This is a genomic window from Aeromonas sp. 600886 (assembly GCF_049174935.1).
Taxonomy (GTDB): Bacteria; Pseudomonadota; Gammaproteobacteria; order Enterobacterales; family Aeromonadaceae; genus Aeromonas; species Aeromonas veronii_A.
In genome coordinates, this window is record NZ_JAAKUB010000002.1 from 43,516 (window position 1) to 59,139 (window position 15,624).

A 15,624-nucleotide genomic window follows, 5' to 3' on the forward strand; every position below is an offset into this window, starting at 1 on the left:
TCATTCTAATCACGTTCATCATCACACAAACCTACGCTTTAGCCTACGCTTTGAAGCAAGATTCAGTGAGCTTAGGTGAGACAAACTGAACCATGCTGAGCTTTAACAAAGAATAAAGACAGTTTAAGAACAGTAACTTAACGACGAGCAGACATTGATAACAATAGAAAATCTACAGCAACACACACCTATGATGCAGCAGTACCTTGGCCTCAAGGCCGAGAACCCGGAGATCCTGCTGTTCTACCGGATGGGCGACTTCTACGAGTTGTTCTATGACGATGCCCGCAAGGCGTCCCAACTGCTCGATATCTCCCTGACCAAACGTGGCCAGTCGGCGGGCAGCCCCATCCCGATGGCGGGGGTGCCCTATCACGCCATCGAGGGCTATCTGGCCAAGCTGGTGCAGCTTGGCGAATCCGCCGCCATCTGCGAACAGGTGGGGGATCCCGCCACCAGCAAGGGGCCGGTGGAGCGCAAGGTGATCCGCATCATCACCCCGGGTACCGTCTCCGACGAGGCGCTGCTCAGCGAGCGGCAGGACAACCTGATCGCCGCCGTTTACCACGATGGCCGCCGCTTCGGCTATGGCACCATGGATATCGGCTCTGGTCGCTTCTTCATCAACCAGTTCGAGAAGGAAGAGACCCTGCTGGCGGAGCTGCAACGCACCAATCCGGCCGAGCTGCTCTATCCCGAATCGTTCGAGTTCCTGCACCATATCGAGGGTCGCCGCGGCCTGCGCCGCCGTCCGGAGTGGGAGTTTGAGCTGGGCACAGCTCGCAAGCTGCTCTGCCAGCAGTTCGGCACTCAGGATCTGGTGGGCTTTGGCGTCGACAAGAGCGAGACCGCCCTGTGCGCCGCCGGTTGTCTGATGCAGTACGTCAAAGATACCCAGCGCACCGCCCTGCCCCACATCCGCAACGTTCGCCTCGAGCAGCCGGATCATGCGGTCATCATGGATGCCGCCACCCGCCGCAATCTGGAGCTGACCCAGAATCTGGCCGGTGGCTATGAAAATACCCTGGCCGAGGTGCTGGATCGCACCGCCACTCCCATGGGCAGCCGCCTGCTCAAGCGCTGGATCCACCAGCCGATCCGCGATCGGGTGATCCTGAAAGGTCGCCAGAGCACCATCAAGGAGCTCATTGAGCAGAACCTCTACGACGAGTTGGGCAACCTGCTGCGTCAGGTGGGGGATGTGGAGCGGGTGCTGGCGCGCCTCGCCCTGCGCTCGGCCCGCCCGCGCGACCTCACCCGCCTGCGTCAGGCCTTCGCCCAGTTGCCAGAGTTGCAACGCCTGCTGGCGGACAACGAGCACGAAGCGGTGCAACAGCTGGCCGAGCGGGCCAGCACCTTCCCCGAGCTGCTCGACCTGCTGGAGCGCGCAGTGATGGAAGTGCCGCCGGTGCTAATCCGCGATGGTGGCGTCATCCGTGACGGCTTCAATCAGGAGCTGGACGAGCTGCGGGATCTCGCCAACGGCGCCACCGCCAGCCTCGCCCGCATCGAGGAGCGGGAAAAACTGCTGACCGGCATCAACACCCTCAAGGTGGGTTACAACAAGGTGCACGGCTTCTATATCGAGGTGAGCCGCGCCAACAGCCATCTGGTGCCGGCCCACTACATCCGCCGCCAGACCCTCAAGAATAACGAACGCTACATCATCGATGAGCTGAAGAAGTACGAGGACAAGGTACTCACCGCCCAGTCCCAGGCGCTGGCGCTGGAGAAGCGGCTCTACGAAGAGCTGCTCGATGCCCTGCTGCCGCATCTGGGCGATCTGCAGGATTCCGCCGCCGCACTGGCGGAGCTGGACGTGCTGGCCAACCTGGCCGAGCGGGCCGAGACCCTCGACTATCGCTGCCCGACCCTCATCGACGAAGATCAGATCATCATCGAGGCGGGCCGCCATCCGGTGGTTGAGCAGGTGATGACAGATCCCTTTATCGCCAACCCTATCCGGCTGGAGCGGGAGCGGCGGATGCTGATCATCACCGGTCCCAACATGGGCGGTAAATCCACCTATATGCGCCAGACCGCGCTGATCGTGCTGCTGGCCCACATCGGTGCCTTCGTGCCCGCCGACAGCGCCCGCATCGGCCCCATCGACCGCATCTTTACCCGCATCGGGGCATCGGACGATCTCGCCTCCGGCCGCTCCACCTTTATGGTGGAGATGACCGAGACTGCCAATATCCTCAACAACGCCACCGCCCGCAGTCTGGTGCTGATGGACGAAATTGGCCGCGGCACCAGCACCTACGACGGCCTCTCGCTGGCGTGGGCCTGCGCCGAACAGCTGGCGAGCAAGATTGGCGCCTACACCCTGTTCGCCACCCACTACTTCGAGCTGACCCGCCTGCCCGAGCTGATGAGCGGGCTGGCCAACGTCCACCTCGATGCGGTAGAGCACGGCGACACCATCGCCTTTATGCACGCAGTGCAGGAAGGGGCGGCCAGCCGCTCCTACGGCCTGCAAGTAGCGGCACTGGCGGGGGTACCCAAATCGGTGATCCAGCAGGCCCGTCACAAACTGCATGAGCTGGAGAGCGCCACTCCGGCCGCCGCCGGTGAAACCCGTCCGGCTCCGGTGACTCTCGCCCCGCAGCCTCATCCGGTGGTGGAAGAGCTGGAAACGGTGCGCCCGGACGAGCTCACCCCGCGCCAGGCGCTGGACCTGCTCTATCGCCTCAAGCAGATGCTGTGAACAACCGCTGCGGCTCAGGTATGAAACAACTGGCCTGACGCTGTCATCATCAACAAAAGAGCCGCCCATCGGGCGGCTCTTTGCATCAGCTTGTTATAGAACCGTCAATCTACTCTGGGCGGTGCAGCGATATGGGTCGCCTCTGACTGATGGTCACCCTCCTTGATCCAGGCATCCAGCAAGGTATAAGCCACAGCCAGCACCACAGGGCCGATAAACAGACCGATGATCCCCATCGCCAGCAGGCCGCCGATAACCCCCACCAGAATGAGGATGAGCGGCAGATTGGCGCCGCGCTTGATGAGGAAAGGGCGCAGGAAGTTGTCCATGGTGCCCGCAAACAGTGACCAGACCAGCAGGAAGGTGCCCCAGGTGGTGTCGCCGCTCCAGTAGAGGTAGCCGATACAGGCCAGCAGCACCGGGAAGGGGCCGATCTGGGCAACGATCAGCAAGAACATCACCACCACCAGCACCATGGCGTAGGGGATACCGGCAATCAGCAGGCCAATACCGGCCACCGAGGATTGCACCAGCGCGGTCACTACCACCCCCATGGCCACGGCACGGATCGCCTGTGAAGCGAGTACGGTGGCGTTGTCACCGCGATCCCCAGCCAGACGGTGGGCAAAGCGGCGAATGCCGGTCGCCACCACTTCACCGGAGTGGTAGAGCAGGCCGCAGATGCCGACGGTCAGCAGGAAGTGAACGAACAGCAACCCCAGATTGCCCGCCTGAGAGGCGAGCCAGCGGGCGGTCTGGCCAAAGTAAGGGGCCAGCTTGGCAAACAGCACCTGACCACCGCTCGCCAGAATTTGCTGCCAGAAGCCGTAGAGCTTGTCGCCCACCAGCGGGATCTGTTGCAACCAGAGCAGCTCGGGCGGCGGCGACTGACTGATATTGGTGCCCAGCTCGATCAGCATGGGCGCCTTCTCTGCCACATTGGCCAGCGTCATAAAGAGCGGGATAACGAACATCAGCAGCAGCACCAGCGTCATGAACAGGGCCGCCAGCGACCGTTTGCCCCACAGCACCCGCTGCACCATCAGCATCAGCGGCCAGGTGGCGATGGTGATCATGGTTGCCCACACCAGCGCGGGCAGGAAGGGCTGCAGCACCAGGAAACAGGAGATAATCAGGATGCTGATAAACAGCACCCCCAGGGTTATCTTGGCCAAATCCACTTTTTTCATGTTCATAGGGTTTCCCTGTCAGGGCATCCGCCCCTGGGTCGAGAGTCTTGTTTCAAGAGAGATAGTATCCACCAGAGGCCAGCGCTCAACCAGAGCCCCAACCCGAAAAAGAGCACAAACTGACCAAGCAGGATAGTGAGCGAACTACTGGTCAACAGCGGCAATGCCCACGCGCCCGCCACCATCAGCAGCATGCCCGCCAGTACCACGGCGCCGATAAGCCACGGGGAATAACCGTCACGCACCAGCGTGCCCCTTCCCCCGAGCCAGAGGCCCAGCGCGGCCAGCCCGATCCCGGCCAGATGGGCCGACTGGCTCAGGCCAGCGCAAACCAGTGCGGCGACGATCAGCAAGCCCCAGGCAGAAGCGCGCTGATCCAGCCGCCAGTATGGGCGAACCGCCAGCAGCAAGGCGCCAATCAGCAGGCCAACCGCCACATCGGAGATAAAGTGCACCCCGAGCCAAACCCGCGCAAGACCTGTAGTCAGTGCCAGTAGCAGGGCCAGCGAGAGCACCCGCCAACGGTGCGTCGGCCACAGCCAGCCAAGCAGCGCCCCCCAGAACAGCAGGGCCGACGCGGTGTGACCGCTCGGCATGCCAAAGCCCTGGGCACTGTGAGTCGCCAGTTCAGGTTGCAGATGGAAGGGGCGCGGCCAGCCGATCCCCTCCTTGCTCGCCTGCACCAGCAGACCGAGCCAGAGCATGGCGAACAGCAGCTGGCGCAGCCGTGGCCACCCCAGCAGCGGGAGCAGCAAAGGTATCAGGGCAAGCTGAAAGCCGCCTGAACCAAACAGATTGCTGACCGACAGCCACCAGACATCTGGCCCCAGCCACTGTTGCAGGCGCATCATCAGCGGGATCTCGGCCTGATGCAGCGCATTGCCCTGCGCCACGAAATCGGCCTGCCAGTGCACCTCGCTCTCGGGCAGCTCGCCAAGCCGGGCTTGCAGCCAGTCGAGCTGCTCCGGGAAGCGGCGCTGCGCGCGGGGCAGCTTGTCCACCGCGATCAAGCGGGCATTGAGGATCTCCCTGCCCAGATTGGGGGCCTGCAGCAGCGAGACAAAATCGGAATCTTGCTGGGCGACGATAGGCTCAAGAGTGCGGCAGGCAAAGACCTGCGCTTTCTGCCAGCGGCCAAGATCCGCGACAACTTTGCCGCGCAGACCGGTCTCTTGATACAGCTCGCGCAGCGCCGCCTGCTCGGGGCGCTCGTCGCCATCTATATAGCCGCCACTCAAGCTGTAGCGAGAGGAGATGCGATCCTGCACCAGCAGCAGTTGATCCTGATGGCGGATGGCGCAGGCGGCTGCCGTTGGGCCAGCCGGTTCGGCACTCAGGGCTGGCAGAGCGGCAAACAGCGCCAGCAAGAGTAAAAAGAGGGTTCTCGACATCAATTTGCTTTCCCTATGCACAATGGCGACAAGCCTCCCAGAAATCAGATAGTTGGGCAACGGTAGCGGCCGGATCGCCGCCGTTCCCGCCTCGCTGGCGGTGCACGGAAGATTGCGATGAAGCAGGGCACTCCCTACTATTGGCGGCTATCTTCAATTTCATGCAGCAAATGCTGGAGCCCTCCATGAGACAGTTCGGCTTTTTCCTCGGCATCGCCATCGGTGTCATTTTGATCCTGTTCGGCAGCATCGTCATCTTCCAGGCGCTCCCTGCCGCACTGGATGTACTGGAGATGCCAAGCCGCATCCCGTTCGTGCGCGAGGTCTACACCTGGCTGATGACCAGCGCCAACGGCCTGACCGCCCAGCTGGAGCAGAACTTCCTGGAAGCCTTCCAGACCGTGCTCAAGCTGATCCTGCTCATCACCTTCATGTGGGTCTGCGTCAAGCTGGTCAACATGGGGGTGCTGATTATCCGCGCCGGAGTTGATCTCATCCGCACCGCCATCGCCCACAGCGAAGGCCCCCACGACCAGAAGAAGCCGGATCAGCACGATCACTTCTGACTAAGCAGTGGTCAACGGATGTGAACGCTGCCGCCCCCAACCGGGGCGGCAGCTTTATATGCGCGGTATGAAGGCCCTTCCCAGACCCCATGAATACCCGATAAAGCAGCGCTTTCCCTTGTGAATCAGCAAACTGCCCATATGTTGCATCACCTTGACATGGTTTGCGCCCCGCGCGGCGGCGGCCCGGTTTCTATCCCGACCCCGTGCTCTGGTATAATCGACCACCTCTTTTCCCCGTTATGGAGCCTGTTCATGCCCAATCATGCAGAAAGTGCCCTCGAGGTTCGTCTCGACAAGTGGTTGTGGGCAGCCCGATTCTACAAGACCCGCTCCATTGCGCGGGATCAGATAGACGGGGGCAAGGTGCACTACAATGGTCAGCGCAGCAAACCGGGCAAACAGGTGGAAGTGGGTGCATTGATCCGCTTCTGGCAGGGGCAGGACGAACGCGAAGTGCGGGTGCTGGCCTTGAGCGAGCAGCGCAAATCGGCACCGCTGGCCCAGCAGCTCTATGAAGAGACCGCCGAGAGCCTGAAAAAACGGGCCGAGAACAGCGAGGCGCGTCGCTTCAACAGCCAGTTTGCCCCCAGCCCAGAGCGCCGCCCCGACAAGCAGGAGCGACGCCAGTTGCTCAAGGTCAAGCAGTACTGACCGACCCCGATTTGATACCGGGCTGGCATCAACCCCAGCCCGCCCGATTTACCTCACCGAAAAGCCAGGAATACATGATGAGCAACCAAGATCTGCTGTATCGCTATCTGTTTGAAGAGTACGAAGTGCGTGGCGAGCTGGTCCAGCTGGATCACACCTACCGCCACGTAGTGGAAGCCCAGAACTACCCGGTGCAGGTGCAAAAACTGCTGGGCGAGCTGCTGGTCGCCACCAGCCTGCTGACCGCCACCCTCAAGTTTGAAGGCTCCATCACGGTGCAACTGCAGGGCGATGGCCCGGTGCGTCTGGCCGTGATCAACGGTGACAACAACCAGCAGCTGCGCGGCGTGGCCCGCTATGAAGGCGAGCTGCCGAGCGATGGCAAGCTGCAGAGCCTGATCGGCAACGGCCAGCTGATCATCACCATCACCCCGGAGCAGGGCGAGCGCTATCAGGGCATCATAGCGCTGGACGCCGACACCTTGGCGGGCTGCCTGGAGCACTACTTTGCCCGCTCCGAACAGCTGGCCACCAAGCTGTGGATCCGTACCGGCTACCATGAAGGCAAACCGCGCGCTGCCGGCATCATGCTGCAGGAGCTGCCCGCCCAGAGCGAAGATCACAGCAACGATTTCGATCACCTGACCCAGCTCACCAGCACCATCAAGGATGAAGAGCTGTTCGGCCTGCAGGCAGAAGAGATCCTCTATCGTCTCTACCATCAGGACAAGGTGCGGGTGTTCGATCCGCAGGCGGTCGAGTTCCGTTGCACCTGCTCCCGCGAGCGCTGCGAAGGAGCCCTGTTGCAGATAGAAAAGGAAGAGGTGATGGAGATGGTGCAGGAGCTCGGCAAGATCGACATGCACTGTGATTATTGCGGCGCCCAGTACCAATTTAATGGGATCGATGTCGAAACCCTGTTCAGCAGGGCTCCCGGCAATGATGCAAACCAGTTACACTAATTAAAGGCGGGCAAAACCCGCCTTTAACTTTAATAACAAAAAAATACCCTATTTTATAAAGTTTGATGGCGATCGCTAAACTCTACCACCTAAGTGATAGGATGACCGTCAGATAGAACCCTACCAACCTCTGAACCCAGGAGAATACAATGACAATCGTGGCAGAACCCACCCTGGCCCAACAATTAGGACTGGACCAGTACGGCATCAAAAACAGCCAAGAAATCGTTCGCAACCCCTCTTACGAGCAGCTTTTCGCCGAAGAGACACGCCCTGACCTGGAAGGGTTCGAGCGCGGTGTGGTGACCGAGCTGGGCGCCGTCAACGTAAACACCGGTATCTTCACCGGTCGCTCCCCAAAAGATAAATATATCGTCAAAGATGCCACTACCCAGGATACTGTGTGGTGGTCTGACCAGGGTAAAAACGATAACAAAGCCATTACCCCGGAAGTGTGGTCACATCTGAAAGGGCTGGTCACCAAACAACTCTCCGGCAAGCGCCTGTTTGTGGTCGACGGTTTCTGCGGTGCCAACCCGGATACCCGCCTGGCCGTGCGCATCATCACCGAGGTGGCCTGGCAGGCACACTTCGTGAAAAACATGTTCATCCGCCCGAGCGATGAAGAGCTGAAAACCTTCAAGCCTGACTTCGTGGTGATGAACGGTGCCAAGTGCACCAACCCGAACTGGAAGGAGCAGGGTCTCAACTCCGAGAACTTTGTTGCCTTCAACATGACCGAGAAAATGCAGCTCATCGGTGGCACCTGGTACGGTGGCGAGATGAAGAAGGGCATGTTCTCCATGATGAACTACTTCCTGCCCCTGCGCGGCATTGCCTCCATGCACTGCTCCGCCAACGTGGGTCAGGACGGCGACGTCGCCATCTTCTTCGGCCTCTCCGGCACCGGCAAGACCACCCTCTCCACCGATCCCAAGCGTCAGCTGATCGGCGATGACGAGCACGGCTGGGATGACCACGGCGTGTTCAACTTCGAAGGGGGCTGCTACGCCAAGACCATCAAGCTCTCCGAAGAGGCCGAGCCGGATATCTACCACGCCATCCGTCGCGATGCGCTGCTGGAGAACGTGACCGTTGCTGCCGATGGCACCATCGACTTCGATGATGGCTCCAAGACCGAGAACACCCGCGTCTCCTACCCCATCTATCACATCGACAACATCGTCAAGCCGGTCTCCAAGGCAGGTCACGCCACCAAGGTGATCTTCCTGACTGCTGACGCCTTCGGCGTACTGCCCCCGGTCTCCAAGCTGACCAAGGAGCAGACCAAGTACCACTTCCTGTCTGGCTTCACCGCCAAACTGGCCGGTACCGAGCGCGGCATCACTGAGCCGACTCCGACCTTCTCCTCCTGCTTCGGCGCAGCCTTCCTCTCCCTGCACCCGACCAAGTACGGTCAGGAGCTGGTGAAACGGATGGAAGCGGCAGGTGCAGAGGCCTATCTGGTCAACACCGGCTGGAACGGCACCGGCAAGCGCATCTCCATCAAGGATACCCGCGCCATCATCGATGCCATCCTGGATGGCTCCATCGAGAAGGCCGAGACCAAGGTGCTGCCGATCTTCAATCTGGAGATCCCGACCGCGCTGCACGATGTGAACCCGGCGATCCTCGACCCGCGCGACACTTACGCCGACAAGGCCGAGTGGGATGCCAAGGCCGTCGATCTGGCAGGCCGTTTCATCAAGAACTTCGAGCGCTTCACCGATAACGATGAAGGCAAACGTCTGGTTGCGGCAGGCCCGCAGCTGTAACAGGCTCGCTTCGTATCAGTGACATCATGCCGGTCAGCCACGCTGACCGGCATTTTTGTTTTTGTGGAGCCCCGAACGCCGCCAACCACGCAGCAACAGCCCCCTAAACCTTGCCTTGCCAGCCCTGACGGGGTAGATTCAGCCAAACTTTATACAATATACAATTTTGTAACGCCCAATCGTGACCCGACCATGACCCCCCCCTACAAGACCCGAACCCAGATGGTGATGGAAAACCTCCGTGGCCGGATCCTCCGTGGGGAGTTCCCCGCTGGCGCCCCCTTGCGTCAGGATGCCATTGCCAAAGAGCTGGCGGTGAGCCGCATCCCGGTGCGCGAAGCCCTGATGCAGCTGGAAGCGCAGGGGCTGGTGAAGTTCGAAGCCCATCGCGGCGCCGTGGTCACCATGCTGGACGCCTCGGCCATTGAAGAGCTCTTTTATTTGCGAGCGCTGCTGGAAGCCGATACCCTGTTCCACGCCGTCGACAAGATGACGGAAGCCACCTTCGCGCAAGCGGAGGCGATCCTCGCCCAGTTTGATCACGCCCTGGAGTCAGGCACCCAGATCGAACATTGGGCCGAGTTGAACCACAGCTTTCACGCCACCCTCTATCAGGCAGCCGGTCGCCCCCAGGCACTTGACCTGATCGCCCAGATCAATCTGAGCTGTGACCGCTATGTCCGCTTCGAGCTGCTGTTTGCCAGCGACGGGGTGGACAAGGCGGAGCGTGAACACGCCCAATTGCTGGAACTGTGCCGCGCCCGGCGCAAGCACGAGGCGGTGGTGCTGCTCAGGCAGCATATCGAAGCAGCAGGTCAGTCGATCAAGCGGATCCTGGCCAGCGGCCATAAAAACTGAACACTCATATAGCAACCATCTGGCACTAACGACATGAATAATTTCGAGATAATTGAAACCCGCGTCGCCCAAGTCAGGGCCGAGCTGGCCATGCAGGAGTTGGACGCATTTATCGTCCCCCACGATGATGAGCACCTCGGCGAGTACATCCCCGCCTATGCCGAGCGGCTTGACTGGATCACCGGTTTCAACGGCTCTGCCGGGGTCGCCATCATCATGGCCCAGCGAGCAGCCCTCTTTGTCGATGGTCGCTATACGGTGCAGGCGCGGATGCAAACCCCCGCCGAACTGTTCGAATTCCTCCACCTTATTGAAAATCCTCATGTGCAGTGGCTGGCCGAGCAGCTGCCGTCAGGCTCCCGGGTTGGCTTCGATGCCCGCCTGCACAGCCTGACCTGGTACAAGAATGCCAAGGCCGTGCTGGCCGACCGCGGTATCGAGCTGATCCGCGTCGAGCAGAACCCCATCGACCTGAACTGGCGCGATCGCCCGGAGCCGACCAAGAGCCCGGTCATCCTCTACAGCGAGGAGCTGGCAGGCCAGTCCAGCCAGTCCAAACGTGAACAGCTTGCGGCCGACCTGCGCAAGCGCGGGCTGGATGCAGTGCTGCTGACCCAGGCCGAGCCCATCAACTGGCTGCTCAACCTGCGTGGCCGCGACATCGACCGGCTGCCGGTGGTGCTGGGCTTTGCGGTGCTCTACGCCAACACCAGCATGGATTTCTTCGTCGATACCGACAAAATTGACTGCTTCGCCTTCACCCAACACGTGGGGCAGGATGTCTCCGTCTACCCCATCGACAAGCTGGGCGACGTGTTGCAGCGCATCGGTGAAGATCAGCAGAAGGTGCTGGCCGATCCGGACAGCGCCAACGCCTGGACCCAGCTCGTCATGGAAGAGGCGGGCGCCATTCTGGTGGCAGGGCAAGACCCCACCATGCTGCCGAAAGCGTGCAAGAACGAGATCGAGCTGACCGGCATGCGTGCCGCTCACCTGCGCGATGGCGTGGCCATGACCCGCTTCCTCGCCTGGCTGGATCGGCTGGTTGCCTCCGGCGAGTTCGAGGGAGTGGATGAAGGCACCCTGGCCGATCAGGTGGAAGCGTTCCGCCGCGAGCAGGAGCACTACGTCGAGCCGAGCTTCGACACCATCTCGGCACTCGGCCCCAACGCCGCCATGTGCCACTACCACCACACCAACGGCACTCCCCGTGCGTTTGGTCAGGACAGCCTCTATCTGCTGGACTCCGGTGGCCAATACATGGATGGCACCACCGACATCACCCGCACCATCAAGGTGGGTGAGGTGAGCGACGAGCAGAAAGCGATGTTTACCCGCGTATTGCAGGGCCATATCGCGCTGGATCAGGCCCGCTTCCCCCGCGGCACCGCCGGTATCCAGCTCGACGTGCTGGCCCGCATGCCGCTGTGGCAAGCCGGTTACAACTACGACCACGGCACCGGCCACGGCGTCGGCCACTTCCTGAGTGTCCACGAAGGGCCCCAGCGCATCGCGCCGAAAGGGAGCATGGTCGCCCTGCAACCGGGCATGGTGCTCTCCAACGAGCCGGGCTACTACCGTGAAGATGGCTTCGGCATCCGTTGCGAGAACCTGGTAGTCGTGACCGAGCTGGAACAGGTTGGCGAGCTGCCGATGCTGGGCTTCGAGCGTCTGACCTACGTGCCGTTCGATACCCGCCTGATCGACCGCAGCCTGCTGAGCCCGGCCGAATTCCGCTGGATCAACGAATACCACGTCGAGGTGTTCCGCCGCCTGAGCCCGCTGCTCGAGGGCGAGGATCTCGCCTGGCTGGAGCAGGCAACCAGCCTCATCTGATGACACAGGGCCTGCGGGCCCTGTTTTTTATCCCCCCTTTTGACCTGTATCAACACCCCATGCGAGCAGGTCAGGAGAATGGCGGCCATGAAAAGTCATCATGCCCACCCAGCCCGGGGCTCACACGCCGCAGCCAGCAAAAAGGCGAGTGACCATCCCAGACTCATGCGCGAGCAGCAGACGGTCAGCGCCATGATCCGCCTCTACTGCCAGCACCATCATCAGGATCCCCATTGCCGCCACTGTCGCCAGTTGCGGGATTTCGCCCATCAGCGCCTTCGTCGCTGCCGTTATGGCCACGGCCACAAACCCACCTGCGCCAACTGCAATATCCACTGCTACGCACCGGCGATGCGCAAACAGATCCAGCAGGTGATGAAGTGGAGCGGCCCGCGCATGTTGCTGCGCCACCCCTGGCTCACCCTCCGCCATCTGCTCGACGGCTTGCGCAAGGCTCCCAAACTGCCCCACAGCAGACCGCTGCCGCCATAACCGCCAATCCCTTGCATCCGGCAGGGGATGACCACTACCCTATGACTCCTTTTCTGCCGTTGGCCCCAAGGTCAGCGGCGTTGCCGATCCGTTTGCTGCCGATGGAGTCCTGATGCACCACAACCCGCCCCTGCTACGCACCGCCACCCACAATGACATGCACGCCATCTGGCAGATCGATGCCAAAGTCTTTGGTGAAGATGTCTATCCCGCCTTCTTCTTCCGTCAGGCGATGGATTTATGGCCCGAGTTGTTGCTGGTGGCCGAATACGAGGGGCAACTGGTGGGTTATGTGCTGGGTGGCTTTGGTCAGGAGCGGTCGCAAGGCTGGGTGCTCTCGCTGGCGGTGCTGCCCGAGGCGCGCGGTTTCGGCCTCGCGGAGCGGATGATGCGCCAGATGGAGGCCAACCAGCAGGCGCTGCAGATCAGCGAACTGCGGCTCACGGTCGATCCGGCCAATCCGGCCCAGCGCCTCTACTACCGTCTTGGCTATCAACTGGTTGAAGAGGTCGCCGACTACTTCGGCCCCGGCGAGGATCGGCTTGTGCTGGTTAAAACCCTCTCCGGTACAGCTGCGATTCAAGGATAAAACCGGTTACAGAACGCATAATTGGTTACATTTTGCCGATTTCATGTCCCGCTTGCTTGGAGTAAAGTTCAATTCATCAAACTGATTGTTTGAATTCTATTCAGCCTTGGAGGCCCATCATGTTGAAACGTATGACCCTTATTGCCCTGCTGGCCGCCACTACCGTCACCGGTTGCGCCAACAGCGATGTCTACTCTGGCGATGTCTACACCAAAGACCGTGCCAAACAGGTACAAACCGTAAGCTATGGCACCATCATCTCCACCCGCCCGGTGAAGATCCAGGCTGATGAAAACTCCCTGCTCGGCACTATTGGCGGCGCCGTGGTCGGCGGCCTGCTAGGCAGCACCATAGGCGGCGGCACCGGCCGTGATATCGCCACAGCAGGTGGTGCCATTGCAGGCGCGGCAGCCGGCAAGGCCGCTGGCGACAAACTCAACCAGGTCGACGGGGTCGAGCTGGAGATCAAGAAAGAGAACGGCGAAGCCATCGTGGTGGTACAAAAAGCCAGCCCCACCTTCGTGCCGGGCGCGCGGGTACGCATGACCCAGGGCAATGGCAGCATCAACGTGGCCGTCGTGAATTAAGCGTGTGAACCAAGGTTTCGCCACCCTCGAGCCATAAAAAAACCGCCGGTTCCGGCGGTTTTTTGTTGTCTGACGTTCGGGATTACATGCTGTAAGCCTTCTCGCCGTGGGAGGTGACATCCAGCCCTTCCCGCTCGGCATCGCCATTGACCCTCAGCCCGATCAGCATGTCGACCGCCTTGAAGGCAATCGCCGCCACGGCACCGGACCAGAGCAGGGTGACACCGACCCCGATAGCCTGGATCTTCACCTGAGTCAGGATGGAGTAGCCCTCGGCAACCTGATTGGTGACATAGTCCCACACCCCGGTGCCGCCCAGATCCGGGCTGGCAAAGACGCCGGTCAGCAGGGCGCCGAGAATGCCGCACACCCCGTGCAGACCGAAGACATCCAGGCTGTCATCGGCCCCCAGCAGACGCTTAAGACCGTGGACGCCCCACAGACCGGCCACACCACTGACAAGACCCATCACCAGCGCGCCACCGACACCGACAAACCCGGCCGCCGGGGTGATCATCACCAGACCGGACACCGCTCCGGACGCCGCACCCAGCAGGGAGGGACGCCCCTTCATCACCCACTCGGCCAGCGTCCATGACAGAGCTGCCGCAGCCGGCGCCACCCAGGTGTTGATAAAGGCGAGCGCAGCCACCCCGTTGGCTTCCAGCGCGGAGCCCGCGTTGAAACCGAACCAGCCGAACCAGAGCAGGGAGGCACCGATCATGGTCATGGTCAGGCTGTGCGGGGTCATGGGATCACGACCATAGCCCAGACGCTTGCCCACCAGATAGGCTCCCACCAGACCCGCCACGGCGGCGTTGATGTGCACCACGGTGCCGCCTGCAAAGTCCAGCGCACCATGCTGGAACAGATACCCGGCAGTTGCGGTCGCGGTTGCTGCGGCTTCGGCGCTGGTATAGGCATCCGGACCCGCCCAATACCACACCATATGAGCCAGCGGGATATAGGCGAAGGTGAACCAGATCACCGAGAAGAGCAGCACGGCGGCAAACTTGATGCGCTCGGCAAACGCCCCCACGATAAGGCCGCAGGTGATGGCGGCAAAGGCCCCCTGGAACACCACATAGATCAGCTCGCTGATCCCGACACCCTTGCTGAAGGTGGCGGCGATGGAGTCAGGGGTCACCCCCTTGAGCAGCACCTTGCTGAAGGAGCCGTAGAAATTGCCCCCCTCGGTAAAGGCCAGTGAATAACCGTAAATTACCCAGAGCACGCAGATAAGGCAGAACAGGGTAAAGACCTGCATCAGCACGCTCAGCATATTCTTGGCCCGCACCAGACCACCGTAGAAGAGGGCCAGACCGGGGATCGACATCAGGATCACCAGGGCCGCCGAGAGCAGCATCCAGGTGTTGTCACCCTTGTTGATTGTCATGGCGGCAACCGGTGCCACCGCCGCCTGTACCTGAGCGACCTCTTCGGCCCAACTTGGGGTAACCAGCAAGGCAGGCAACATCGTCAGACCCGCCATCATCCATTTTTTGACCATAGAGCACTCTCCTTCCCTGTCGTACCGGTACAAGACCGGCTCCGTTTCCCTGATTGAATCTGTGGCGAACCGCAAGGTGTTGCTGCAACCCGCCAGAATCACACCCGCGCCCGGCACGGGGATGCCTCTTGCCACTTCCTCATCACTGCGTCTGCCGCCGATGAGCGCAAGAGACCGTCTGACATGTAAAAAAGCATAAAGTGAGCCATAATTTTAAATCCTTAAAAATCATTAAATTAACTATCTCAGCCATCGTTAACGCACCAAAATGGCGCACGCTCTGCGCTAACCGGTACTGAACCGCCCTGTCACAGGGCAGGGCATGGCCGGCGCACCACAAATGCGCAAATCCTGAACCAGCCCACAAGCTGAAGCCCTCGATATCGCGCGCTGCGGGCCAACTCGTTTACACTGGCAGACCAGCCGTTTCTGTTATCCGACTACGGCATACCATTACGCAGCGCCTTGTTTGCAACGTGATGGCGGGCCCAATCCGAGGAACAC

Annotated in this window: 13 protein-coding genes; 10 read left to right on the top strand and 3 right to left on the bottom strand. The window is 61.0% G+C overall.

The genetic code is table 11. From position 1 onward, the window contains the following. The first annotated feature begins 154 nt into the window (after window positions 1-154). Window positions 155-2,710, top strand: a complete 2,556-nt coding sequence (mutS, locus tag G5179_RS02095) for a DNA mismatch repair protein MutS (protein WP_421257781.1) — start codon at window positions 155-157, stop codon at window positions 2,708-2,710. Window positions 2,711-2,814: 104 nt separating this feature from the next. On the opposite strand, the gene ydiK is transcribed toward mutS, so the two are convergent. Together ydiK and G5179_RS02105 are read right to left on the bottom strand one after the other, a co-directional pair. After that, window positions 2,815-3,906 (bottom strand): AI-2E family transporter YdiK, encoded by a 1,092-nt coding sequence (ydiK, locus tag G5179_RS02100; RefSeq protein WP_421257782.1) that lies wholly within the window; start codon window positions 3,904-3,906, stop codon window positions 2,815-2,817. Then, the gene (locus G5179_RS02105) at window positions 3,903-5,291 is read right to left on the bottom strand and encodes a bifunctional NUDIX hydrolase/phosphatase PAP2 family protein (protein ID WP_421257783.1); all 1,389 of its coding nucleotides are present in this window, start codon (window positions 5,289-5,291) and stop codon (window positions 3,903-3,905) included. Before G5179_RS02105 ends, ydiK begins: the two co-directional genes overlap by 4 nt. 185 nt (window positions 5,292-5,476) lie before the next feature. Between G5179_RS02105 and G5179_RS02110 the strand changes: the two genes are divergently transcribed. From G5179_RS02110 to G5179_RS02150, 9 genes are all read left to right on the top strand, one after another. Next, window positions 5,477-5,857 carry a hypothetical protein gene (locus G5179_RS02110; RefSeq protein WP_005340143.1) on the top strand — a complete coding sequence of 127 codons (381 nt, stop codon included), beginning with the start codon at window positions 5,477-5,479 and terminating at the stop codon, window positions 5,855-5,857. Window positions 5,858-6,112: 255 nt separating this feature from the next. Next, window positions 6,113-6,511, top strand: coding sequence for a ribosome-associated heat shock protein Hsp15 (hslR, locus tag G5179_RS02115; protein ID WP_005340141.1), 399 nt, complete (start codon window positions 6,113-6,115; stop codon window positions 6,509-6,511). Between the two features lie 77 nt (window positions 6,512-6,588). Beyond that, window positions 6,589-7,473, top strand: coding sequence for an Hsp33 family molecular chaperone HslO (gene hslO, locus G5179_RS02120; protein WP_421257848.1), 885 nt, complete (start codon window positions 6,589-6,591; stop codon window positions 7,471-7,473). Window positions 7,474-7,622: 149 nt separating this feature from the next. Beyond that, a complete protein-coding gene (pckA, locus tag G5179_RS02125; protein WP_005340139.1) occupies window positions 7,623-9,248 on the top strand; it encodes a phosphoenolpyruvate carboxykinase (ATP) in 1,626 nt (541 codons plus the stop codon). Between the two features lie 192 nt (window positions 9,249-9,440). Next, window positions 9,441-10,106 (top strand): GntR family transcriptional regulator, encoded by a 666-nt coding sequence (locus G5179_RS02130; RefSeq protein WP_058056336.1) that lies wholly within the window; start codon window positions 9,441-9,443, stop codon window positions 10,104-10,106. A 33-nt stretch (window positions 10,107-10,139) separates the two neighbouring features. Further along, window positions 10,140-11,942: an aminopeptidase P family protein gene (locus G5179_RS02135; RefSeq protein ID WP_421257784.1), complete on the top strand. Its 1,803-nt coding sequence runs from the start codon at window positions 10,140-10,142 to the stop codon at window positions 11,940-11,942. Window positions 11,943-12,029: 87 nt separating this feature from the next. Then, complete coding sequence (locus G5179_RS02140) at window positions 12,030-12,434, top strand: nitrous oxide-stimulated promoter family protein (RefSeq protein WP_216952788.1); 405 nt, start codon at window positions 12,030-12,032, stop codon at window positions 12,432-12,434. Between the two features lie 112 nt (window positions 12,435-12,546). After that, on the top strand, window positions 12,547-13,023 hold the full coding sequence (locus G5179_RS02145; RefSeq protein WP_139405189.1) for a GNAT family N-acetyltransferase: 477 nt from the start codon (window positions 12,547-12,549) through the stop codon (window positions 13,021-13,023). A 119-nt stretch (window positions 13,024-13,142) separates the two neighbouring features. Continuing rightward, window positions 13,143-13,610: a glycine zipper 2TM domain-containing protein gene (locus G5179_RS02150; RefSeq protein WP_201952827.1), complete on the top strand. Its 468-nt coding sequence runs from the start codon at window positions 13,143-13,145 to the stop codon at window positions 13,608-13,610. A gap of 82 nt (window positions 13,611-13,692) precedes the next feature. On the opposite strand, the gene amt is transcribed toward G5179_RS02150, so the two are convergent. Then, on the bottom strand, window positions 13,693-15,120 hold the full coding sequence (amt, locus tag G5179_RS02155; RefSeq protein ID WP_103252255.1) for an ammonium transporter: 1,428 nt from the start codon (window positions 15,118-15,120) through the stop codon (window positions 13,693-13,695). Window positions 15,121-15,624: the final 504 nt, after the last annotated feature.

What these genes read in the sequence shown, in the direction of transcription:
- amt (WP_103252255.1), bottom strand. Translation starts at nt 15,120, where the DNA reads ATGGTCAAAAAATGGATGATGGCGGGTCTGACGATGTTGCCTGCCTTG.
- hslR (WP_005340141.1), top strand. Translation starts at nt 6,113, where the DNA reads ATGCCCAATCATGCAGAAAGTGCCCTCGAGGTTCGTCTCGACAAGTGG.
- G5179_RS02150 (WP_201952827.1), top strand. Translation starts at nt 13,143, where the DNA reads ATGTTGAAACGTATGACCCTTATTGCCCTGCTGGCCGCCACTACCGTC.
- G5179_RS02140 (WP_216952788.1), top strand. Translation starts at nt 12,030, where the DNA reads ATGAAAAGTCATCATGCCCACCCAGCCCGGGGCTCACACGCCGCAGCC.
- hslO (WP_421257848.1), top strand. Translation starts at nt 6,589, where the DNA reads ATGAGCAACCAAGATCTGCTGTATCGCTATCTGTTTGAAGAGTACGAA.
- ydiK (WP_421257782.1), bottom strand. Translation starts at nt 3,906, where the DNA reads ATGAACATGAAAAAAGTGGATTTGGCCAAGATAACCCTGGGGGTGCTG.
- G5179_RS02145 (WP_139405189.1), top strand. Translation starts at nt 12,547, where the DNA reads ATGCACCACAACCCGCCCCTGCTACGCACCGCCACCCACAATGACATG.
- G5179_RS02130 (WP_058056336.1), top strand. Translation starts at nt 9,441, where the DNA reads ATGACCCCCCCCTACAAGACCCGAACCCAGATGGTGATGGAAAACCTC.
- G5179_RS02110 (WP_005340143.1), top strand. Translation starts at nt 5,477, where the DNA reads ATGAGACAGTTCGGCTTTTTCCTCGGCATCGCCATCGGTGTCATTTTG.
- pckA (WP_005340139.1), top strand. Translation starts at nt 7,623, where the DNA reads ATGACAATCGTGGCAGAACCCACCCTGGCCCAACAATTAGGACTGGAC.
- G5179_RS02105 (WP_421257783.1), bottom strand. Translation starts at nt 5,291, where the DNA reads ATGTCGAGAACCCTCTTTTTACTCTTGCTGGCGCTGTTTGCCGCTCTG.
- G5179_RS02135 (WP_421257784.1), top strand. Translation starts at nt 10,140, where the DNA reads ATGAATAATTTCGAGATAATTGAAACCCGCGTCGCCCAAGTCAGGGCC.